Below are 20039 nucleotides of genomic sequence, written 5' to 3' on the forward strand. Positions count from 1 at the left end.
GCTCATGCGCCGACCCATGCCTTCCGGAACTCGTAGCCGGACAGCGACAGCCCGGTGCGGCTGGGCGTGAGCCCGCCGACGTAGCTCTGGTGGGCGTCCACCCGGTTCGGGAAGCCCCAGATGAGGTAGCCGCCGCGGTCGTACTCGATGCGCTGGGCCTGGCGGACCAGCTCGCCGCGCCGGGCCGTGTCCACCTCGGCGCGGGCCCGGCGGACGATCCGGATGTACTCGGCGTCGTCCCAGTGCGTCTCGTTGAACGGCGAGTCCGGGAGCGACGACGACCCGGCCTGCGGCAGGTAGTTGCGGGTGTTCCAGAAGCTCTGCGCGAACTCCCACTGCAGGTACTGGTCGGAGAAGAAGGTGGAGGTGTCCACCCGGCGCAACCCGATGTCGATGCCGGCCGCGCGGGCCTGGGTGACCAGCACCTGCGCCGACTCCACCGAGCCCGCCTGGATCGGCGAGGTGACCAGCTCCAGCGACAGGTTCGGCTTCCCGGCCACCGCGAGCAGGTCGCGGGCCCGTTCCACGTCCCGGTCGCGGCGCGGGTCGAGGTAGTCCGGGTCGAACCGGCCGTACAGGTCGCCCGCGGGAGCCCCCTGGCCGGACAGCACCTGGTTGAGCATCTCGCCGCGGCCGGTGGCCAGGCGCAGCGCCTGACGCACCCGGACGTCGTCGAACGGTTCGACGTCGACCCGTATCGTGAACGGCAGCCAGCTGCCGGTCTCGGCGGTGAGCAGGGAGATCGAGTCGTAGGCGCCGACGACCTCGGTGAGCGACAGCGGGACCTGGTCGATGGCGTCGACCTGGCCCGACAGCAGCGCGTTGATCCGGGCGTCCTCCTCGCTGAAGTTGATCAGCTCGAGTCGGTCGACCCAGGGCTGGTCGGGACGCCAGTAGCCGTCATGTCGCACGAACACGCTCTGCTGGCCGGGGGAGAAGGACTGGTAGCGGAAGGCCCCGGTGCCGACGGGACGGTCGAGCGAGAAGTCGGCGGGGACGATCCCGACGCTGTACTCGGCCAGGTACTGGTCGAACACCGGCCCGGGCTCGGAGAGCAGGAACCGGACCCGGTCGTCACCGGCGACGACGACGTCGTCGAGGGTCTCCAGCTGGGCGGCACCGGACTTGGGATCGGCCGGGTCGGTGATCCGCCGGAAGGTCGCGACGACGTCGTCGGGGGTCACCGGACGCCCGTCGTGGAAGGTGATGCCGGGCCGGATGACCGCCGTCCAGCTGCGGGCGCCGGGGTCGGGGCGGACGGACGCGGCGACGGCGGGCTGGAGCGTGTAGTCGTCGTCCCACCGCAGCAGCGGCTCGTAGAGGCTGACGACGCGGGCGATGTCCGGGTTGGTGGCGGGGCTGTGCGGGTCGAGGGTGTCCGACGACCCGCCGCCGGTCACCCCCACCCGCAGGACGCCGCCGCGACGGGGGGCTCCGGCCTCACGGGCCGTGGCCGGCCCGCCGCAGCCGGTCAGGACGGCCGCCGCGGCCAGGCCGGCCGCTCCGCCCAGCAGGCGGCGGCGGGAGAACCCGCCGCGTACCGGTGTCGGGCTGATCATGAACGTGTCTCCTCGCAGAGGGCCCCGGTCACGCCGGGGCCGCGGTCTCGGGCACATCACGTCGAGGGGCGCCGCACCTCCCCCCGGCCGACGGCCGCGATCGACCGGCCCGCGTGCTCGGGCTCGCCGGGCACGTGGAGCGCGTCGAGGGCGGCGGCGACGTCGGCGGGGAACGCCTCGGCCCCGTCGGGGCCGACGTGCAGGCACATCAGCTCCTCGGTCGCCCGCAGACGCCCCTCGACGTGCAGCTCGTGCCACAGGCGCAGCCGCTTGGCGTCGCGGCCGAGGACCCGGGTGCGGACCTCGAGCGCGGCGCCGGGACCGACCTCGCGCAGGTACCGGACGTGCGCCTCGACGGTGTACAGCGAACGGCCGGTGGCCTCGCGGTAACCGGGGTCCATCCCGGCCCGGTCCATCAGCGCGGTCGTCGCGTCGCCGAACACCAGCACGTAGTACGGCTCGGACAGGTGCCCGTTGTAGTCGATCCACTCGGGACGGACGGTGGCGGAGTACCGCAGCGGCTCATCCACCGGTGCCCCCGGCGGCGCGGGCCGCGGCGACCGCACGCCGGACGGCGATGACGGCCTGGTCGCGCTCGGCGACCAGCTCCGCCATCGGCCGCCCACCGGCGGAGACCTCGGCGCCGGCGACCATGTCGTCGCGCAGCTCCCGGGTCAGCTCCGGGGCCTCCAGACGCGTCCACGGTGCCTTCAGCGACGGTCCGAAGTGGTCCAGCATGTGCGCCATCCCGCCCTGGCCACCGGCCAGGTGGAAGGTCAGGCAGGGACCGTGCACCGGCCAGCGCAGCCCCGGGCCGTCGGTGATCGAGCGGTCGATCTCCTCCGGGGTGGCCTCGCCCGCGGCGACCATGTGCAGCGCCTCGCGCCAGATCGCCTCCTGCAGCCGGTTCGCGATGAAGCCGGGCAGCTCCCGCTCCATCTCGATCACCGACTTGCCGATGTGCCGGTAGAAGTCCGCGGCCCGCGACGCCGCCCAGGCCTCGGTCTTCTCGCCGCCGACGACCTCGACCAGCGGGATCAGGTACGGCGGGTTGAACGGGTGCCCGACGACGAGCCGGCCCGGCTCGGCCGCGGTGGTCGCCATGTCGGTCATCGGGAACCCCGAGGTCGACGACGCCACCACCACGTCCGGCCCGGCCGCCACGGCGGCGTCGGCCAGCTCGGCCAGCAGGGCGCGCTTGAGCTCCAGGTCCTCCGGGGCGCTCTCCTGCACGAAGTCCGCTCCCGCGACGGCCTCGGCCGCGGTCGGGTGCACCGTCAGCGCGTCCCGGTCGGCGCCCTCGGCCAGGCCCAGCTCGGTGAGCGCGGGCCAGGCGGCGTCGACCACCCGGCGCAGCTTCTCCCCGGCGTCCGGGGCGGGGTCCCAGGCCCGGACCCGCAGCCCGCGGGCCAGGAAGTGCGCCGCCCAGCCGGCGCCGATCACCCCGGCGCCGATGCAGGCGACGGTCCGGATCTCCGTGACGGGACGCTGCTCAGGCACCGGTGCGCTCCTTCAGGCCGAGGATCTCGCGGGCGCGGTCCGGCGTCGCCACCGAGGCGCCGAGGTTCTGCACGATCTCCACCGCCCGCTCGGTGAGCTGCTCGTTGGTCGCCTTCACCCCGCGCGAGAGGTAGAGGTTGTCCTCCAGCCCGACGCGGGCGTGCCCACCGGCCAGCACCGACTGGGCCACCCACGGCAGCTGGTCGCGCCCGATCGCGAACGAGGCGAAGTTGGCGCCCTCGGGCAGCAGGTTCACCTCCGCGGCCAGCACACCAGGGTCGGCCGGGGCGCCGTAGGGGATGCCCATGCACAGCTGGAACAGCGACGGGGCGTCGATGAGGCCCTCGTCGACCAGCACGGTGGCGAACCACAGCTGGCCGGTGTCGAAGATCTCCAGCTCGGGCTTCACACCGAGCTCCTGGACCCGCTTGGCGCCGGTGCGCAGCATGTCCGGGGTGGAGACGTAGAGCTGGTTGCCCTCGCCGAAGTTGAGCGAGCCGCAGTCCAGCGTGCAGATGTCGGGCAGCAGCTCCTCGACGTGCGGGAGCCGCTCCAGGGCGTTGACCAGGTCGGTGCCGTCGATCGGCTTCAGCGGGTCCTCGGCGTCGATCACCAGGTCGCCGCCCATGCCCGCGGTCAGGTTGAGCACGACGTCGACGCCCGAGTCCCGGATCAGGGTCACGGTCTCGCGGTAGAGCTCCACCGCCCGCGACGGGCTGCCGGTCTCCGGGTCGCGCACGTGGATGTGCACCACGGCGGCGCCGGCCCGGGCCGCGGCGATCGCGTCCGCGGCGATCTGTGCCGGGGTGACGGGCACGTGCGGGCTGCGGCCCACCGTGTCCCCGGCCCCGGTCACCGCGCAGGTGATGATGACGTCACGGTTCATCCGTTCTCCGTTCGATCCGTGCGTGCCGGTGCCGCGAGCACGGCCCGGTCGATGAAGGCGGCGAGGTCCGCGCGCATCTGCGCGACGGAGGTGCCGGGGGTACGCGCCATGACCTGGATGCCCAGGCCGTCGACCAGCGCGGTGAGCCGGCGGGCGGCGTCACCGGCGTCGGGGACGAAGACCCCGGTGGCGGCGCCCTCGGCGAGGGTCATGGCGACGGTGCGGAACCAGCGGTCGTAGGCGTCCCAGTACAGCTCGCGCCGGGCCGGGTCGATCGCCGACTCCGCCCACACCTGGATCCAGATCGACCACTCGCGCTCCAGTAGCGCGCCGTCGGGGAGCTGCAGGTCGATCAGCCGCAGCAGCCGGTCGTGCGGGTCGGCGATCGTGTCGAGCTCGGCGACCTGGCGGTCGAAGGCGAGGCGCACGTTGTGCCGCAGCGCGGAGTCGAGCAGCTCCGAGCGGGTGGGGAAGTGGTAGTGGATCGCCGCCGGGCTGGTGCCCGCCGCCCGCGCGACGTCGGCGGTGCGGACCCGGTGGTAACCGTGGTCGGCGATCAGTTCCCACGCCGCGTCGAGGATCCGGCCGCGGGTGCCGTGGGTCCCGCCGGGCTCGCGGCCGGGGTCGGGCTCGGCGGCCGCGGCGGCGGCCCCGGTGGGGACCGCGGTCCGGGCGCGCGCTCCGTCGCGGCCGTGCAGCAGGCGGGCCACGGTCTCGCCGGTGACGTCGGCGATGCGGACGAGCTCGTCGGCGGCGAAGCGGCGGCGCCCGGCGAGCGACTTCGACAGCTTGGTCTCCTCGAGCCCGACCGCGGCCGCGAACCGGCGCTGGGTCCATCCGTCGCGCTCCAGCAGGGCGCGCACCCGCCCGGCCACCGCGTCGTCGGCGGCCCGGGGGGCACGGGGGTCGGTCACCGGCCGACCCTAGGACGGGACTTGCGATTAGCGCAAGCATCGACTCGGATCGTTCCTGCGCACGACGTGTTTCGCGGATGTTTCCGGTTCGTCGACCAGTTCGCGGCAACCGCTCGCGGAAGCGCTTGCGTCGGACACCGTGGGCGGTAGGGTCGGCCTCTCACCCGACGGCGCCGTGGGGCGCCGGGGGACGTGGCGAGGGGGACCATGCGTTCGCTGGACGAGACCGGGATCTGGACCGACGGGATCGAGGGCGTGGAGGCCCCCGGCTACGACCGGGGCGCCGTGGGCCGCGGGATCGTCCACATCGGCGTCGGCGGTTTCCACCGCGCGCACCTCGCGATGTACGTCGACGCGCTGCTCGCGTCCGGCGGGGCGCCGGAGTGGGGGATCTGCGGGGTCGGGGTGCTCGCCGCCGACGACCGGATGCGCGACGTGCTCGCGGCCCAGGACGGGCTGTACACCCTCGTGCTGAAGGAGGCCGACGGGACGCTGACGCCCCGGGTCGTCGGGTCGCTCGTCGACTACCTCTACGCCCCCGACGACCCCGAGGCCGTCATCGAGCGGATCGCGCACCCCGACACCCGGATCGTCTCGCTGACGATCACCGAGGGCGGCTACGCGATCGACCAGAAGACCGGCGAGTTCGCCCCGGACTTCCCCGGCATCCGCGCCGACCTCGACGCGATGGCGGCCGGCTCCGCCCCGACCGGGGCGTTCGGGCTGGTCGTCGAGGCGCTGGCGCGCCGCCGGGAGCGCGGCACCGGCCCGCTCACGGTCATGAGCTGCGACAACATGCAGGGCAACGGCGACGTCGCCCGCCGGGTGTTCACCGGCGTCGCCCAGCTCCGCGACGCCGACCTGGGCGCCTGGGTCGCGGAGTCGATCACCTTCCCGAACTCGATGGTCGACCGGATCACCCCGGCCACCGCCGACACCGACCGCGAGGCCCTCGCGGAGCGGTTCGGGCTGCGCGACGGCTGGCCGGTCGTGTGCGAGCCGTTCACCCAGTGGGTGCTCGAGGACCACTTCGCCGCGGGCCGCCCGGAGTTCGAGCGGGTCGGGGTCCAGGTCGTCGACGACGTCGTCCCCTACGAGTTCATGAAGCTGCGCCTGCTGAACGCCACCCACCAGGCGCTGGGCTACCTCGGCTACCTCGCTGGGCACCGCTACGTGCACGAGGTCGCCCAGGACCCGACGTTCGCGTCGTTCCTGCGCGGCTACATGGACGACGAGGCCACGCCGACGCTGCGCCCGGTGCCCGGCATCGACCTCGACGCCTACAAGGACACCCTGCTGGAACGCTTCGCGAACCCGGGCGTCGCCGACACCCTGATGCGGATCAACTACGGCAGCTCCGACCGGATCTCGATCTTCCTGCTGCCGGTGGTGCGCGAGCAGCTCGCCGCGGGCGGGCCGGTCGAGCGGGCCGCGGCCGTCGTCGCCGGATGGTGCCGCTACGCCGAGGGCGCCGACGAGCAGGGGCGGGAGATCACCCAGCAGGACCGCCTGGCCGAGGAGATGACCGCGCTCGCGCGTGCCGAGCGGGACACCCCGGGGTCGTTCCTGTCCCACCGCGGGGTGTTCGGCGACCTCGGCTCCGACGAGCGGTTCGCCGGTGCGTTCCGCTCGGCGCTGGAGTCGCTGTGGTCCCGCGGCGCCGCGGCGACCGTCGCCGACCTCGCGTGACCGGCAGGGGGAACCGATGAGTCCCCCACACGTCTGCGGTCGTAGCCGACGACCCCTCGCCTCTACCCCGGGAGACCACAGTGGGCACGATCGACGTGCACGAGTTCATCAGCCTCGACGGGGTCGTCTCCGACCCGTCCTGGACCGCGGAGTACGGCTTCACCGACGCGATGGGGGAGGCGATCGGCCGGCTGACCGACGCGGCGATCCTGCTCGGCCGGAACACCTACGAGATGTTCCACCCGGCCTGGTCGGCCCGCGGGCACGACGTCGAGTCCGGGGGCGCGTTCTTCAACGGCGCGCCCAAGCACGTCGTCACCTCCACCCTGGCCGATCCGCTGGAGTGGGAGAACTCCCGGGTGCTCGGCCCGTACGACCCGGCGCGGATCCGGCAGCTCAAGGACGCGACCGACGGCGGCATCTACGTCTCCGGCAGCGTCACCCTGGTCCGTGCGCTGCTCTCCGACGGCCTGGTCGACACGCTCAACCTGTTCGTCTACCCGGTGTCGCTGGGGGCCGGGCTGCGACTGTTCGCCGAGGGCGCGCGGGTGCCGTTGCGGCTGCGCGAGTCCGAGGCCTACGAGAACGGCGTGGTCCGGCTGACCTACGGTCCGCCGCTCACCTGAGTCCGGGCGCGCTCAGTCCGGCAGTGCCGCGAAGGCCTCCCGGGCGGCCGCCAGCACGTCGCCGTAGACCCGGCGGGCCGGCGGGCCCGCCGGGTCGGCCAGCCAGCCGGCGACGGCGACCTGCATCACCGCCATCGCAGCGGCCGCGGCGAGCCGGTGGGCCGTCGCGGGGGTGTCGGCGCCGTCGCGTCCGGCGAGCGCCTGCGCGACGGTCTGCTCCACGGTCCGGCCGACGTGGGCGATCCGCGGGTGCAGCTCGGGGTGGGTGCGCAGCAGCTCCATCTGCCCGTGCCAGGTCGGACTGGTCGTCAGCGCCACGGTGACCTCGGCGAGCACCGCCGTCGCCGCCTCGAGCGGGGAGGTCTCGGTCCGGGCGCGGACCTCGGCGGCGAGCTCGTCGAGGGAGGCGGTGTCCCAGTCGAAGAGCACCGCGTCCTTCGACGGGAAGTGGTTGAAGAACGTGCGCGGCGCGACGTCGACGTCGACGCAGATCTCCTCGACGGTGAACGCGTCCGGGCCCTGGGTGCGCGCGCGTTCCAGGGCCGCGGCGCGCAACGCCTGGCGGGTCCGCACCTTCTTGCGCTCCCGCAGCCCGTGGCAGCGCGCCTCCTGGTCGCTCAGCATCTCGCCGATCATGCCCGTCCCACCTCTCCCGCTGGTCCCGGCGCGGCTCGCACCCTCGAAACGTGCGGGGAGTGCAGTCGTGCAGTCACTGCAGTGTGCTCGTACATTCGTGAGCACCGCAAACTATTGCATGACGCAAACCCGGACGGAGGACGCGTGTCACAGGAGAAGGCGCGGGAACCGGAGCGGCCGCCGCGCCGGCGCCGGGGGACCCGGTCAGCCGTGCGCCAGCAGCGCTGCCCCGATGATCCCGGCCTCGTTGAGCAGCCCGGCCGGGACGAGCTCGGTGCGGGTCCGCACGTAGGGCGACCACTTCTCGAACTTCTTGCTCACCCCGCCGCCGACCACGATCAGGTCCGGCCACAGCAGGTTCTCGACGTGGGTGAAGTAGCGCTGCAGCCGCCCGCCCCACTCCTCCCAGTCCAGGTCCTCGCGCTCGCGGGCGGAGTCCGCGGCGCGTGACTCGGCGTCGAACCCGTCGATCTCCAGGTGCCCGAACTCGGTGTTGGGCACCAGCTTCCCGTGGTTGACCAGCGCCGACCCGATGCCGGTCCCGAGGGTCACGACGAGCACGAGCCCGTGATGGTGGTCGGCGGCCGCGCCGAACTCGGCCTCGGCGACGCCGGCGGCGTCGGCGTCGTTGACCAGCAGCGCGTCCCGGCCGGTGACCCGGCGCAGGACCGCGGCGGCGTCGCAGTCGATCCAGGCCCGGTCCACGTTGGCCGCGGTGCGGGTCACGCCGTGCTGGACGACGGCCGGGAACGTGCAGCCGAAGGAGTCCCGCCAGTCGAACTCGTCGAGGATCTGCGTGACGGTCTCGGCGACCGCCTCCGGGGTGGACGGCTGCGGCGTCGGGATCCGCACCCGGTCCGCGGCCAGCCGGCCCTTGTGCAGGTCCACCGGGGCGCCCTTGATGCCGGAGCCGCCGATGTCGATACCGAACCCGAGTGCGTGCGTGCTGCTCACGCTCCCGATCCTTCCAGGGCCGCCGCGACCACGCCGCGCGCCTCGTCCTGGACGCGCGTCAGGTGCTCCGGCCCGCGGAAGCTCTCGGCGTAGACCTTGTACACGTCCTCGGTGCCCGACGGGCGGGCGGCGAACCACCCGGCGTCGGTGACGACCTTCAGCCCGCCGATCGCGGCGTCGTTGCCCGGGGCGCGGGTGAGCTTCGCGGTGATCGCGTCCCCGGCGAGCTCGGTGGCGGTGACGGCGTCGGCGTCCAGCTTCGACAGCGCCGCCTTGTCCTCCCGGGAACAGGCGACGTCGGTGCGGGCGTAGGCGGGGGCGCCGAACCGCTCGGTGAGCCGGGCGTAGTGCTCGCTGGGGGTCGACCCGGTGACCGCGGTGATCTCCGAGGCCAGCAGGGCGAGCAGCAGGCCGTCCTTGTCGGTGCTCCAGGGCGAGCCGTCGCGGCGCAGGAAGGACGCGCCCGCGCTCTCCTCGCCGCCGAAGCCGATCTCCCCCGAGCGCAGGCCGGGAACGAACCACTTGAACCCGACGGGCACCTCGACCAGCCTGCGGCCGAGGTCACCGGCGACCCGGTCGATCATCGACGAGCTGACCGCGGTCTTGCCGATCCCGGCGGCCGCGGGCCAGCCGGGGCGGTGGGCGAACAGGTAGCCGATCGCGACGGCGAGGTAGTGGTTCGGGTTCATCAGGCCGCCGTCGGCGGTGACGATGCCGTGCCGGTCGGCGTCGGCGTCGTTGCCGGTGGCGATGGTGAAGGGAGCCGGGTCGGCCTCCATCCGGGCCCGCAGCGACGCCATCGCGTACGGCGAGCTGCAGTCCATCCGGATCTTCCCGTCCCAGTCCAGGGTCATGAACCCGAAGGCCGGGTCGACGTCGGGGTTCACCACGGTCAGGTCCAGGCCCCAGCGCTGCGCGATCACGCCCCAGTAGTCGACCGAGGCACCGCCGAGCGGGTCCGCGCCGATGGTGACGCCGGCGTCGCGGACCGCGGCCATGTCGAGCACCTGGTCGAGCTGGTCGACGTAGGTGCCGAGGTAGTCGTAGCGGTGCGCGGCGGCGGCGTCGAACCGGGCGCGGCGCACCTCCTTCAGACCGCTCTCGAGCAGCTGGTTGGCCCGGTCGGCGATCCAGGACGTCGCCTCGGTGCCGGCGGGGCCGCCGTCCGGCGGGTTGTACTTGAAGCCGCCGTCGGCGGGCGGGTTGTGCGACGGGGTGACGACCACGCCGTCGGCGAGGTGCCGGACGTCGCGCCCGGCGTTGGTCACGAGGATCGCGTGCGAGATCGCCGGGGTCGGGGTCAGCCCGTCCCGGGAGTCGACGACGACGTCGACGCCGTTGGCGGCGAACACCTCGGCCGCGGTGCGCCAGGCCGGCTCGGACAGCGCGTGGCTGTCGCGCCCGAGGAACAGCGGGCCGTCGGTGCCCTGCGCGGCCCGGTACTCGACGATCGCCTGGCTGGTGGCGGCGATGTGGTCCTCGTTGAAGGTCGCGGTGAACGCCGACCCGCGGTGCCCGGACGTGCCGAACGCGACCCGTTGCACGTCGACCGACGGGTCGGGGTGGGTCGCGGCGTACGCGGCCAGCAGCGCGTCGACGTCGACGAGGTCCTCGGGGCGGGCCTGGGTCCCGGCGCGCTCGTGCACGGTCATGCCGCGATCCTTCCTCCTCGCCGCGGCCCACGCCACCGCCTACCGTCGGGCGGTGTGCGGATCGCGTCGTTGCTCCCGGCCGGGACCGAGATCGCCGGGCGGCTCGGCCTGGCCGCCGACCTGGTCGGCGTCACCTTCGAGTGCGACGACCCGGTGGGCGTCCGGGACCGGGTGCCGGTGGTCGTCGACTCCGCGCTGCCGCCCGCCGCGTCGCCGGGGGAGATCGACGCCGTCGTCCGCGAGCGGGCCGCGGCCGGGCTGCCGCTGTACGAGGTCCACCGCGCCCGGCTCGGCGCCGCCGACCCGGAGCTGATCCTCACCCAGGACCTGTGCGCGGTGTGCGCGCTGCCCGGCTCGACCGTCGCGCAGGTGCAGGAGGAGCTGGGGACCCGGGCCCGGGTGCTGTCGCTGGACCCGCACCGGCTGGCCGACGTGCTCGACACGGTGACCGCGGTCGGCGCCGCGGCCGGGGTGCCGGACCGCGCCGCCGCGCTGGTCGCGGGCCTGTCGGCGCGCCTCGACGCCGTCGCCGCCGCCGTGCGGGGCCGCCCGGCGCCGCGGGTGCTGGTGCTGGAGTGGACCGACCCGCCGTTCCTGCCCGGGCACTGGGTGCCCGACCTGGTCACCGCGGCCGGTGGCGTCCCGGTGGCGGCCGCCCCGGGCGGGCGCAGCACCGCCGTCGACCCGGCCGACCTGCCCCCGTGCGACGCCGTGCTGGTCGCGCCGTGCGGCTTCGGCCTCGACGACGCGCTCGCCCAGGCCCGCGCGGCGCTGCCGTGGCTGCCCGCCGGGGTCCCGGTGCACGCGATCGACTCGGCGTCGTTCGTGGTGCGGGCCGGTCCGCGACTGGTCGACGGGGTCGAGGCGATCGCCGGCCTGCTGCACCCCGGTGCGGTCCCGGCGCCGCCGCCGGGGAGGGTCGCGCGGGTCCGCTGAGCGGGGCTCAGGCCGCGCCGCCCGGGCCGAGCCGCCGGCCGACCAGCCGCGCGATCCACGGCGCGACCAGCAGCATCAGGATCACCCGCAGCACCTGCACCGCGACCACCGAGGTGACGTCCACGCCGGAGGAGATCGCCGTGGCCAGCACCGCGTAGACCCCGCCCGGGGTGGTCGCGAGGTAGCCCTCCAGCGGGGTCATGCCGGTGAAGTACGACAGCAGCAGCCCCAGTCCGGCGCAGAGCGCGACGACGCCGAGGATCAGCGCGGTCGCCAGCGGCAGCACCCGCGCGACGGTGCCGAGCGCGGTCCGGGTGAAGCGCAGCCCGGCCTGCCAGCCGATGACGGCGTAGGCGACGTCGACGAGCGGCAGCGGCACCGACGCGGCGAAGGAGACCCCGGCCAGGCTGATGACCAGCGCCACCACCATCGGCCCGAGCAGCGCCCCGGCGGGGACCCGCGCGAGCTTCCCGAGCGGCACACCGGCGCCCACGCACAGCGCGGTCACCGCGAGCCCGACCCACCACGGCGCGCCGGGGCCGGTGACCGCGGCGGCAGGCGCGCCGGGGGAGGCGCCGTAGACGACCGCGGCGACCACCGGCATCGTCGCGGTGACCAGCCCGACCCGCAGGTACTGGATGACGGCGACGGTGCGCTCGTCGCCGCCCAGCTCGCGGCTGATCGCGACCAGCCCGGACGCGCCGCCCGCGGTCTGCGCGAGCATCCCGGTGAGCGGGGTGACCCCGCGCTGCAGACCCATGAGCAGGCCGGACCCCATGCTGACCAGCAGCGTCGCGAGGCTGATGAGCAGGACCGGCAGCCACTCGGCTGCCACCGCGGCCAGGGTCTCCGGGCGGGCGAGCAGGCCGATGACGACCCCGATGACCGCCTGCGCACCCGACGTCGCCGGGCGGGCGACCCGGGCGGGGCCGAGCCCGGTCAGGGCGAGGACGGTCGCGACCAACAGCCCGGCGAACAGGGCGGGGGAGGGCACGTCGACCGCGGCGAGCCCGGCGGTCACGAGCACGGTCAGCGCGGCGAGCAGCGGCCAGCGCCACCATCCGGACAGCGACGGGCGGGGGCTCACCGTGTGATCACGACCCGAGCCTAAATGGGACAGGCGTACTGGTGCGCGGTGAGTCGGGACACGATCGTTGTCGAGAGCGAACGATCACGGCTTCCGCCGGAGCGGCCGCCGGGGTAGGACGGACGGGCACGAGGAGGTGCGCCGATGCGAGACACCCCGAGAGACGACACCGCCGCGACCACCGGGCTCGGCCCGGTGATCGCCGCGCTGACCGCGCCCGGTGGGGAGTTCGAGCTGGTCAACGCCGACGTACGTGGCGCCGCGATGCGGGTCTACCGGCGTGGCCCGCACACCCTGGCCGAGCTGTGGGCGGCGACGGCGGCGTGGCCGGAGCGCACGTTCACCGTCCACCACGGCGAGCGTCGCACCTACGGCGAGCACCGGAGCCTGGTCGCCGACCTGGCCCGCGTGCTCACCGGACGGTTCGGGCTACGCCCCGGCGACCGGGTCGCGATCGCGATGCGGAACCTGCCGGAGTGGCCGGTCGTCTTCTTCGCCGCGCAGGTCGCGGGGCTGGTCGTCGTACCGCTGAACGCCTGGTGGAGCGCACCCGAGCTGGCGTGGGCGGTGGCCGACTCCGGTGCCGGGCTGGTCGTGGCCGACCCGGAACGGTGCGCCGCCCTGTGCGGTGGGAGCGGCACCGGGGTGCCGGTCGTCCGGGTCCGCGGGGGCGGCGCGCCCGCGCCCGGTCCGGTGACCGGGTGGGGGGACCTCGGGCTGCGCACCGACGGCCCCGGTGACCCGGTCGGGGTCACCGCGCCCGGCCCGGACGACGACGCGACGATCCTCTACACCTCCGGCACCACCGGCCGACCGAAGGGCGCGGTCGGCACCCACCGCAACCACGTGACGAACCTGCTCAACGTCGCGCTGCAGGCCCGCGCCACCGCGCTCGACTCCGGGGTGGAACCGCCGCCGGGGCAGCAGGGGACGCTGCTGATGTACCCGATGTTCCACATCGCCGGCATCAACGGACTCGTCGGCGCCGTGCTCGGCGGGGCGAAGCTCGCGACCCTGCACCGCTGGGACCCGGCCGCGGCGCGGGCCGTCGTCCGGTCCGAGCGGCTGACCCGCTCCAACGGTGTCCCGTCGACGACGGCGGAGCTGCTCGACGGCGCCGACCCCGCCGACCTCGCGTCGTTGCGGACGGTCGGGATGGGCGGGGCACCCGTGCCGCCCGAGCTCGTCGCGCGGATCGGGCGCGACCTCGGCGCCGGGGCCGCGAACGGCTACGGCCTGACCGAGACGACCTCGGCGATCTGCGCGAACACCGGGTCCGAGTACCGGGCCCGTCCCGACTCGGTCGGCCGGCCCGCGCCGGGGGCCCGGCTGCGGGTCGCCGGCCCGGACGGGGAGGCGCTGCGCGACGGCGAGGTCGGCGAGCTGTGGTTCCGCGGCCCGAACGTGGTTCGCGGCTACTGGAAGCGGCCCGACGCCGACGCCGAGGCGTTCGTCGACGGCTGGTTCCGCACCGGCGACCTGGGGCACGTGACCGACGGCTGGGTGTACGTCGTGGACCGGTTGAAGGATGTCGTGCTGCGCGGTGGGGAGAACGTGTACTCCGCGCAGGTGGAGGCGGCGATCCACACCGTCGACGGGGTGCTGGAGGTGGCGGTGCTCGGCGTGCCGCACCCCCGCCTGGGCGAGGAGGTCGCCGCACTGGTCCGCGCCCGCCCCGGAGCGGCCCGCGACGACGACGCCGTCCGCGCCGCCGTCGCCGCGCGGGTGGGGGAGTTCGCCGCGCCCGCGCACGTGCGGTGGACCGACGAGCCGCTGCCCAGGACGGCGACCGGGAAGGTCCGCAAGCGGGAGCTGCGCTCGGGGTTCACCGCTCCGGCGTGAGCGTCCTGCGGGCCGCGGCCACGGCCTCCAGCCAGGGACGCGGGTCCGGGGCGCCGGCCGGCGGGACCAGGACGACGGTGTCCGGCCCGGCCGCGGCGTGGCTCCGGACGACCGCCTCCACCTCGGCCCGGTGCTCCGGCAGCGCGACGTAGCCGATGCGCCGGAACCCGTCCGCGGCGCCGCCCGGGCCGCACGCGTCGAGCGAGGACCGGACGTCGGCGGGGGTCAGGCCCGAGTCGAGCAGGACCCCGTCGGCGAGGTCCCCGGCCAGCCGCAGGGTGCGTGGCCCGCGCCCGCCGACCAGCACCGGTGGGACGGTCGTGGGCGGGTGGTCGAGCCGGACCCGGTCCAGGGAGACGTAGCGCCCGGAGCGGGTGACCTCGCGACCGGCGAGCAGGTCCCGGACCGCGGTCGTGTGCTCGGCCAGCAGGGTCAGCGGCGAGGCGACCCGGTTGCCGACCTGGCCCATCCAGTCGAGCACGCCGTGCCCGAGGACCGGCAGGTAGCGGCCCGGGAACAGCCGGGCGAGCGAGGCGGTCTCCATGGCGACGACCGCCGGGTTCCGCAGCGGCACCGGGAACAGCCCGACCCCGACGGTCAGGGCGTCGGTGCGGGCCAGCGCGACGGCCGCGGTGGCGGTCCCGCCGTGCAGGAAGCAGTCCTCCCACAGCCACAGCTGGTCCAGCCCCGCGGCCTCGACGTCACGGGCCACGCCCGGCAGCTCCTCGGGGGGCAGCTCGGGCCGGAAGACGATGCCGATGTCCATGGCGGTCACCGTGCCACGCGCGGCCGCCGGCGTCGTACGGCTACCGGGCCGGGTCGATGCGGAACACCGGGCAGATGCCGGTCAGGGCGCCCAGCGCCGCGGGCGTCGGCTCGGCGACGACCCCGTTCTCGACCATGATCCCGACGCCCTCCGGGGTGACCTGCGGCCACGCCTCCAGCACCGGGCGCGCCTGCTCCGGCGGCACCTCCACCAGCACGACGGACTCCGGGTCGGCGTCGGGTCCCGTGCTCAGCGTGGCCCGCCCGCCCGCGGCCCGGACGTTGACGATCCAGTCCGCGCCCGGGAACCCGCCGACGACGAACCGCTGCCCGCCGGTCGCGTACACCGTCAGCGGCGTGTGCCGGGGTGTGCCGCTGCGCCGGCCGGGGACGGTCAGGACGGGCAGCTCGAACGGCAGCTCGCCACGGTCGCGCCGGGCGAGCAGGTCGTCGTTCAGGTGCTTGATCTGCTGCGGGGCACGGATGTGACGGCGGGGATCGTCGGACACGGGGGCTCCTCGTTCTCGGATCCGGGTCAGGATGCCACGGGCCGGCGGGCGGGCGCGGGGTGTCGGAGCGGAGGGGACTCAGTCCGACCGCAGCCCGTCCAGCGCCTCCTCGGCCCGGGCCAGGTCCTCCTCGGCCCGCTCGGCCCGCCCCGCGGCGTCCCGGGCGGCGCGGCCGGCCTCGTCGCGGGCACGGTCGGCGTCCTCGGCGGCGGAGTGGGCGCGGTCCAGCTCGGCGGTCAGCTCGTCCACCCGGCGGTGCGCGTCGTCGCGACGCCCGTCGGCCCGGTCGGCGCGGTCGCGGGCGTCGTCGCGTTCGCGGCCGGCGTCGTGGGCGGCCAGCCGGGCGGTCTCGACGGCCTTCTCGGCCTCGGCGAGCGCCTGCGCACGCCGTTCGGCCTCGCGTCGCTCCCGCTCCTGCGCGGCGCGGTGCTCGGCCTCCCGCCGGCGGGCGTCGCGCCGTCGCCCGGCGAGCTCCCCGTCGCCGTCCCGGCTCCGGCCGCCCCGCTCCGGTTGCGGGGACCGGTCGCCCCGCGGAGCGTCCGCGTCCGCCGTGGAGCCCGCAGCCGCGGACCCCGCCTCCCCGAGCGGCCCGAAGCCGCTGTGCCGCTCGTAGCGCTCCAGCCGCCCCGACCGGACCCGGTCGGCCAGGTCCGGGTCGGCCAGCGCCGACTCCAGCACCCACCGCACGTCGCGCTCCACACCGGAGCCCACCCGGGCCCCCGCGGCGCGGCCGAGGGCCGCGGCCCGGCGGGCCAGCGCCCCGACCAGCCGGTTGCGCTGCGCGGACACCTCCCGCAGGGCCATGCCGTCGAGGGAGCGCTGGGCGTGGGCCAGCACCGGGGCCAGGGCCAGGAGCCCCTCGACCTCGTCGCGGGCGTCGTCGACCAGCAGGTTCGCCAGCCACGCGGCCCGGGTCGGCCGCCGGGCGGCGGCGATCTCCCGGGCCGCGTCGGTGTCCGCGTCGGCGCGGGCACGGGCGGCGGCGTCGTCGCGTGCGGCGACGAAGTCCTCCGGCGGGACCCGGTACAGCCGGTCCAGCTCCGCGTCCGTGTCCACGCCGGCGTGCCTCAGCTCAGGTTCGCGTGCGTCCCGACCAGGACGGCGCGGCCGACGGTGTGGCTGAACAGGGTGAACGCCAGGAACGTGGGCGTCGCGGTGGCGGGCACGTCCAGCGTGGGCACGTCGACCGCGTGCACCACGAAGTAGTACCGGTGCGGGCCGTGCCCGGGCGGCGGCGCGGCGCCCAGGTAGCGGGCCAGGCTCGCGTCGTTGGGCAGCTGGACCGCGCCCTCGGGGAGGCCGGACCCGGTGTCGTCACCGGCGCCCGACGGCAGCGAGGTCACCGAGGCCGGCACGTCGAACACCGCCCAGTGCCAGAACCCGGCGACGGTCGGGGCGTCCGGGTCGTAGCAGGTGACGGCGTAGGACTGCGTCCCCTCCGGCGCGCCGGACCAGGACAGCTGCGGCGAGACGTCCTCGCCGCCCGCTCCGAAGATGCCGGACAGCTGGGGGGTGGCGAGCGCAGCGCCGTCGTTCACGTCGGTGCTGGTCAGGGTGAACGACGGGACCGGGGGCAGCTCGTCGTAGGGGTTGCGGGGCACGGGGCGGACCTCCTCGGATCGGTGGCGGTGGGTCTCGCCGTGATCCTGGCACGGCGCGTCGGCTGCCGTCCGGCGGCGGGGAGGGCAGGGTGTCGGTCCGTGGAGATGCTGCTCGTGCTCGTCGGGCTGATGGTGGCCGCGGTCGTCCTGGTGGGGGTGGGGGACCGGCTCCGGCTGCCCTGGCCCGCGCTGATGGTGGTCCTCGGCGTGGTCGTCGCGCTGCTGCCCGGACTGCCCGACGCGTTCGTCATCGACCCCGAGCTGATCCTGCCGCTGTTCCTGCCGCCGCTGCTGTTCGCCACGGCGCAGCGCACGTCGTGGGCGCTGTTCCGGGCGCGCAGGCGGACGATCGCGCTGCTCGCCGTCGGCCTGGTGCTGGTCACCGCCACCGCGGTCGCCGGGACGGTCTGGCTGCTCGTGCCGGGGCTCGCGCTCACCGCCGCCGTCGCGCTCGGGGCGATGGTCGCCCCACCGGACCCGGTCGCCGTCGAGGCCGTCGCCGGGCAGGTCCCGATCCCGCGCCGCGTGGTGGCGGTGCTGCAGAGCGAGGGCCTGTTCAACGACGCCACCGCGCTGGTCGTGTTCCAGGCCGCGGTGCTGGCGACCGGCTCCGGCGATGAGCTGAGCCCGCTCGGGCTGGGCCTGCGGTTCGTGCTCGGCGCCGCCGGCGCGGTCCTCATCGGACTGGGTGTGGCCTGGCTGGCGCGCCGGGTGCTCGGCAGGCTCACCGACGCCACCGGGCGCAGCGCGCTCACCCTGGTCCTGCCGTTCGCCACCTACCTGGCCGCCGACGAGCTCGGCGCCTCCGGGGTGATCGCCGTCGTCGTGCTCGCGCTGCAGCTGCGCGCCGGGGCCGACGCCGACGAGGCCGCCGAGCGGCTCACCCAGTCCTCGCTGTGGAACGTCGTCGAGCTGCTGGTCACCGGGCTCGCGTTCGGCCTGATCGGGCTCGACCTGCGCCAGGTCGTGCTCGCCGCGGGCGACGAGCTGCCGGCGATGCTCGCGCACGCGGCGGTCGTGTGCGTGGTCGTCGTCGCGGTGCGGGTGCTGTGGATGGTCGTCGCCTGGCGGCTGCTGTCCCGCAGCGCCGACGACGCCGCCGCGGCCGGCGCCGCGCCGCTCACCGGACGCGAGGCGGTGCTGCTGTCCTGGTGCGGCATGCGCGGTCTCGCCACGCTCGCCCTCGCGCTGTCGCTGCCGGTGCAGACCGCGTCCGGGGCGCCGTTCCCCGCCCGCGACCAGCTCGTCCTCATCGCCGTGTCGGTGCTGTTCGTGACGCTGCTCGTGCCCGGCTTCACCCTCGGCATGCTGGTCCGCGCCCTTGACATCGACGACGAGGCCGACGCCGAGGAGCGCGCCGAACGCGAGATCGTGCTGCGGGCGCGCCGCGCCGCCGTCGCGACCCTGGAGTTCGAACGCACGGTGCGGGGCCTGCCCGAGGAGGTCGGCACCGCGATGCGGGAGCGGGTCGAGCGGCTGGAGCGGGTGCTGTCGGGGGAGACGCCCTCGGAGGAGGAGCGGTCCCGGATCGCGGCGGTGAAGAAGGCCCGCACCGCCTTCGCCGAGGCCCAGGCCTCGGCGCTGGCCGCCGCCCGGACCGAGGTACTGGCCGCGCGGCGTGAGCCCGGTGTCGACCCGCACGCCGTCGACCGGGTGCTGCGCCGCCTCGACCTGCGCACGGTGCTGCTCGACTGAGGGCCGGACGTGTCCGCGTCGACGGTCACGCTCACCGCATGACGTGCCCGTTCAGCGCCCGCACCCGATCCCTGTCCGAGCCCGATCCCACGGTTCCCGGAGGGCCGGTCGTGCGCACGGCGCCGGCCGGCGGGGCCGCGGTGTGGGTGGTCACCGACGAAACGCTCGCCCGGCGGGTGCTCACCGACCCGCGGTTCGCGAAGGACCCCGCGCTCGCCCCTCCGGGCGTCACCGACCTCGAACCGTCCGCCACCGAGCGGCTCTCGCTCACCACCGCCGACGGTCCCGGGCACGCCCGGCTGCGTCGCGCGCACGCACCGCTGCTGTCCGCCCGCGCGCTCGCCCGGTACGCCGGGCGCGCCCGCTCCCTCGCCTCCGCCCTCCTCGAGGGCCTCGGCCCCGGTGAGGTCGACCTGACCGAGGACTTCACCACCCGCTACCCGCTGGCCGTCGTGCTCGAGGTCGTGGGCGCCCCACCCGGGCTCCTCGACGACGCCGTCGCCGCCTGCCGGGCGATGTGGAGTTCCGACCCGGCGGTGGCGGGAGCGGCGTTCGGACGGCTGCAGGCGATCGGCACGGCCGCGGTCACCGACGGGACCGGCGACGGCGTCGCGGCCGGACTGCGTGCCGGCCTGCCCGACCTCACCGACGCCCAGGTCGGCTACCTCGTCTTCGGGCTGGTGTTCGCCGGGCAGCTCACCACCGACGCCGCGCTCGGGTACGTCGTCGCCCACGCCCTGGACTCCGGGCTCGCCGACCGCACCGCCGAGGAGCTCGACGCGCTGGTCGCCGAGGTGCTGCGGGTCCACCCGCCCGCCCCGTTCTCGCTGTGGCGCTTCGCCCGGACCGACACCGACCTCGGCGGAGAGCCGCTGCCCGCCGGGGCACCGGTGCTGGTCGACATCCGGGGGATCGACGCCCGCCCGGCCGTCGGGCACCCGCTGACCTTCGGGCACGGCCCGCACTTCTGCGCCGGTGCGCACCTGGCCCGCCTCGAGCTCCGCGCCGTGCTGGAGGTGCTGCGGGACAGGTTCCCCGACGCCCGTCCCGCCGGCCCGGTGAGCGGGCTCGTCGAGGTGCACCCCGGCGGACCGGTCGGGGCGCGGCTCGCCGCGTTACCGGTACGGCTGCATCCCGCGCGGTGATCCTTCCCGCATCCCCTCTCCAGCCATCACATGATGAACTGTG

At 75.5% G+C, this 20039-nt stretch carries 19 protein-coding genes; 6 read left to right on the top strand and 13 right to left on the bottom strand.

What is annotated here, in order from left to right; all coding sequences use genetic code 11:
* Positions 1 to 2: 2 nt before the first annotated feature.
* Genes ZF1_RS13815 through ZF1_RS13835 form a run of 5 tightly spaced genes read right to left on the bottom strand, consistent with a single transcriptional unit; the run spans position 3 to position 4859 of the window.
* A complete protein-coding gene (locus ZF1_RS13815) occupies positions 3 to 1559 on the bottom strand; it encodes an ABC transporter substrate-binding protein (protein WP_482637452.1) in 1557 nt (518 codons plus the stop codon).
* Between the two features lie 56 nt (positions 1560 to 1615).
* Positions 1616 to 2089, bottom strand: coding sequence for a thioesterase family protein (locus ZF1_RS13820; protein WP_482637453.1), 474 nt, complete (start codon positions 2087 to 2089; stop codon positions 1616 to 1618).
* Positions 2082 to 3059 (bottom strand): 3-hydroxyacyl-CoA dehydrogenase NAD-binding domain-containing protein, encoded by a 978-nt coding sequence (locus ZF1_RS13825; RefSeq protein WP_482637454.1) that lies wholly within the window; start codon positions 3057 to 3059, stop codon positions 2082 to 2084. Before ZF1_RS13825 ends, ZF1_RS13820 begins: the two co-directional genes overlap by 8 nt.
* The gene (locus ZF1_RS13830) at positions 3052 to 3945 is read right to left on the bottom strand and encodes a beta-keto acid cleavage family enzyme (protein WP_482637455.1); all 894 of its coding nucleotides are present in this window, start codon (positions 3943 to 3945) and stop codon (positions 3052 to 3054) included. The genes ZF1_RS13825 and ZF1_RS13830 overlap by 8 nt, the downstream gene beginning before the upstream one ends.
* Positions 3942 to 4859 carry a TetR/AcrR family transcriptional regulator gene (locus ZF1_RS13835; protein WP_251782727.1) on the bottom strand — a complete coding sequence of 306 codons (918 nt, stop codon included), beginning with the start codon at positions 4857 to 4859 and terminating at the stop codon, positions 3942 to 3944. Before ZF1_RS13835 ends, ZF1_RS13830 begins: the two co-directional genes overlap by 4 nt.
* Before the next feature lie 207 nt (positions 4860 to 5066).
* On the opposite strand from ZF1_RS13835, the gene ZF1_RS13840 reads away from it, so the two are divergent.
* Both ZF1_RS13840 and ZF1_RS13845 read left to right on the top strand, forming a co-directional pair.
* The gene (locus ZF1_RS13840; RefSeq protein ID WP_482637456.1) at positions 5067 to 6548 is read left to right on the top strand and encodes a mannitol dehydrogenase family protein; all 1482 of its coding nucleotides are present in this window, start codon (positions 5067 to 5069) and stop codon (positions 6546 to 6548) included.
* A gap of 80 nt (positions 6549 to 6628) precedes the next feature.
* Positions 6629 to 7174 (top strand): dihydrofolate reductase family protein, encoded by a 546-nt coding sequence (locus tag ZF1_RS13845; RefSeq protein WP_482637457.1) that lies wholly within the window; start codon positions 6629 to 6631, stop codon positions 7172 to 7174.
* 12 nt (positions 7175 to 7186) lie between these two features.
* Here ZF1_RS13845 and ZF1_RS13850 read toward each other — a convergent pair whose 3' ends face one another.
* From ZF1_RS13850 to pgm, 3 genes are all read right to left on the bottom strand, one after another.
* Positions 7187 to 7810: a TetR/AcrR family transcriptional regulator gene (locus ZF1_RS13850; protein ID WP_482637458.1), complete on the bottom strand. Its 624-nt coding sequence runs from the start codon at positions 7808 to 7810 to the stop codon at positions 7187 to 7189.
* Between the two features lie 204 nt (positions 7811 to 8014).
* The gene (ppgK, locus tag ZF1_RS13855) at positions 8015 to 8764 is read right to left on the bottom strand and encodes a polyphosphate--glucose phosphotransferase (protein ID WP_179759904.1); all 750 of its coding nucleotides are present in this window, start codon (positions 8762 to 8764) and stop codon (positions 8015 to 8017) included.
* The gene (pgm, locus tag ZF1_RS13860) at positions 8761 to 10416 is read right to left on the bottom strand and encodes a phosphoglucomutase (alpha-D-glucose-1,6-bisphosphate-dependent) (RefSeq protein ID WP_405417191.1); all 1656 of its coding nucleotides are present in this window, start codon (positions 10414 to 10416) and stop codon (positions 8761 to 8763) included. The genes ppgK and pgm overlap by 4 nt, the downstream gene beginning before the upstream one ends.
* A gap of 54 nt (positions 10417 to 10470) precedes the next feature.
* On the opposite strand from pgm, the gene ZF1_RS13865 reads away from it, so the two are divergent.
* Complete coding sequence (locus ZF1_RS13865; RefSeq protein WP_482637459.1) at positions 10471 to 11352, top strand: ABC transporter substrate-binding protein; 882 nt, start codon at positions 10471 to 10473, stop codon at positions 11350 to 11352.
* Between the two features lie 7 nt (positions 11353 to 11359).
* On the opposite strand, the gene ZF1_RS13870 is transcribed toward ZF1_RS13865, so the two are convergent.
* A complete protein-coding gene (locus ZF1_RS13870; RefSeq protein WP_405417189.1) occupies positions 11360 to 12439 on the bottom strand; it encodes an AbrB family transcriptional regulator in 1080 nt (359 codons plus the stop codon).
* Between the two features lie 144 nt (positions 12440 to 12583).
* On the opposite strand from ZF1_RS13870, the gene ZF1_RS13875 reads away from it, so the two are divergent.
* Positions 12584 to 14281, top strand: coding sequence for a class I adenylate-forming enzyme family protein (locus ZF1_RS13875; protein ID WP_482637460.1), 1698 nt, complete (start codon positions 12584 to 12586; stop codon positions 14279 to 14281).
* On the opposite strand, the gene ZF1_RS13880 is transcribed toward ZF1_RS13875, so the two are convergent.
* From ZF1_RS13880 to ZF1_RS13895, 4 genes are all read right to left on the bottom strand, one after another.
* Positions 14265 to 15047 (bottom strand): LLM class flavin-dependent oxidoreductase, encoded by a 783-nt coding sequence (locus ZF1_RS13880; protein WP_208824044.1) that lies wholly within the window; start codon positions 15045 to 15047, stop codon positions 14265 to 14267. The two genes, ZF1_RS13875 and ZF1_RS13880, sit on opposite strands and share 17 nt — an antisense overlap.
* 40 nt (positions 15048 to 15087) lie before the next feature.
* Positions 15088 to 15555 carry a nitroreductase/quinone reductase family protein gene (locus tag ZF1_RS13885; protein WP_405417185.1) on the bottom strand — a complete coding sequence of 156 codons (468 nt, stop codon included), beginning with the start codon at positions 15553 to 15555 and terminating at the stop codon, positions 15088 to 15090.
* A 78-nt stretch (positions 15556 to 15633) separates the two neighbouring features.
* The gene (locus ZF1_RS13890; protein ID WP_482637461.1) at positions 15634 to 16611 is read right to left on the bottom strand and encodes a hypothetical protein; all 978 of its coding nucleotides are present in this window, start codon (positions 16609 to 16611) and stop codon (positions 15634 to 15636) included.
* A gap of 11 nt (positions 16612 to 16622) precedes the next feature.
* Positions 16623 to 17156 carry a YbhB/YbcL family Raf kinase inhibitor-like protein gene (locus tag ZF1_RS13895; RefSeq protein WP_062394868.1) on the bottom strand — a complete coding sequence of 178 codons (534 nt, stop codon included), beginning with the start codon at positions 17154 to 17156 and terminating at the stop codon, positions 16623 to 16625.
* Positions 17157 to 17261: 105 nt separating this feature from the next.
* On the opposite strand from ZF1_RS13895, the gene ZF1_RS13900 reads away from it, so the two are divergent.
* On the top strand, positions 17262 to 18851 hold the full coding sequence (locus ZF1_RS13900) for a Na+/H+ antiporter (protein WP_482638702.1): 1590 nt from the start codon (positions 17262 to 17264) through the stop codon (positions 18849 to 18851).
* A gap of 110 nt (positions 18852 to 18961) precedes the next feature.
* Positions 18962 to 19996, top strand: coding sequence for a cytochrome P450 (locus ZF1_RS13905; RefSeq protein WP_482637462.1), 1035 nt, complete (start codon positions 18962 to 18964; stop codon positions 19994 to 19996).
* Positions 19997 to 20039: the final 43 nt, after the last annotated feature.

It is taken from the genome of Pseudonocardia sp. ZF1 (genome assembly GCF_056835605.1).

Coding starts and splice junctions, on each gene's coding strand:
- ZF1_RS13880 (WP_208824044.1), bottom strand. CDS start 15,047: ATGGACATCGGCATCGTCTTCCGGCCCGAGCTGCCCCCCGAGGAGCTG.
- ZF1_RS13815 (WP_482637452.1), bottom strand. CDS start 1,559: ATGATCAGCCCGACACCGGTACGCGGCGGGTTCTCCCGCCGCCGCCTG.
- pgm (WP_405417191.1), bottom strand. CDS start 10,416: ATGACCGTGCACGAGCGCGCCGGGACCCAGGCCCGCCCCGAGGACCTC.
- ZF1_RS13900 (WP_482638702.1), top strand. CDS start 17,262: ATGCTGCTCGTGCTCGTCGGGCTGATGGTGGCCGCGGTCGTCCTGGTG.
- ZF1_RS13830 (WP_482637455.1), bottom strand. CDS start 3,945: ATGAACCGTGACGTCATCATCACCTGCGCGGTGACCGGGGCCGGGGAC.
- ZF1_RS13840 (WP_482637456.1), top strand. CDS start 5,067: ATGCGTTCGCTGGACGAGACCGGGATCTGGACCGACGGGATCGAGGGC.
- ZF1_RS13875 (WP_482637460.1), top strand. CDS start 12,584: ATGCGAGACACCCCGAGAGACGACACCGCCGCGACCACCGGGCTCGGC.
- ZF1_RS13850 (WP_482637458.1), bottom strand. CDS start 7,810: ATGATCGGCGAGATGCTGAGCGACCAGGAGGCGCGCTGCCACGGGCTG.